The 587-nt window shown below is 52.9% G+C and carries 1 pseudogene; it reads right to left on the bottom strand.

Annotated features, from left to right (window positions below):
* Window positions 1-414: pseudogene (locus AC1DRJ_RS31715) on the bottom strand (hypothetical protein); the annotation flags it as partial.
* Between the last annotated feature and the right edge of the window lie 173 nt (window positions 415-587).

The following is a 587-nucleotide window of genomic DNA, read 5'->3' as shown; positions in this document are numbered from 1 at the left end:
TTGCTGCACATACCAAGGGACATTCTTCATGCTCAATATACGATTCGCCAGATCCGCCAGGGCGCGCCGATAAGCATCTACGTCGGCCACTTTGAAGGTCGAGTCAAGTTCAGCTTGCCTACCCGTCTCGGTAGCTCCTGCCTTAAACAGATCCGCAAGTACATAGAAGGCAACGTGTCGGCCRATCTCATCCGATGAGGAGGTCTCGATCTTGCTCATCAATGCCTGCTCAACGGACTCAAGTAGGTCTGTGCTGGGATAAAGATCTAGTGCGTACCTCAGAACTTGCACCAATGAAGGGTTGACAGCCCATGCTGAAATCAACCGCCGTGCAACGGCTTGATAGTCATGAGTGAGTCCTTCCTTCACATCCTTGGAATTCTTCGCGTCGTCGAACTCCGACAGGTCGGTCATGCTTCGCCGCATCCGTAGTGACCGAACAAGCCGATAAGCCGAAAATCTAGTCAACGTGTCGTCACGCACTTCTAACTTCAGCTTAGCTACCGAAGCAAGTCGCAGTGCATTGTTCACCTGAGGCGTACCGGCGTCCTCAATCAGACCAAGCTCGGCCAGGGACAGCAGTCCAT

The sequence above is a fragment of the Pseudomonas sp. P5_B2 genome (assembly GCF_056400445.1).
This window is presented reverse-complemented; position numbering and strand designations above follow the sequence as displayed.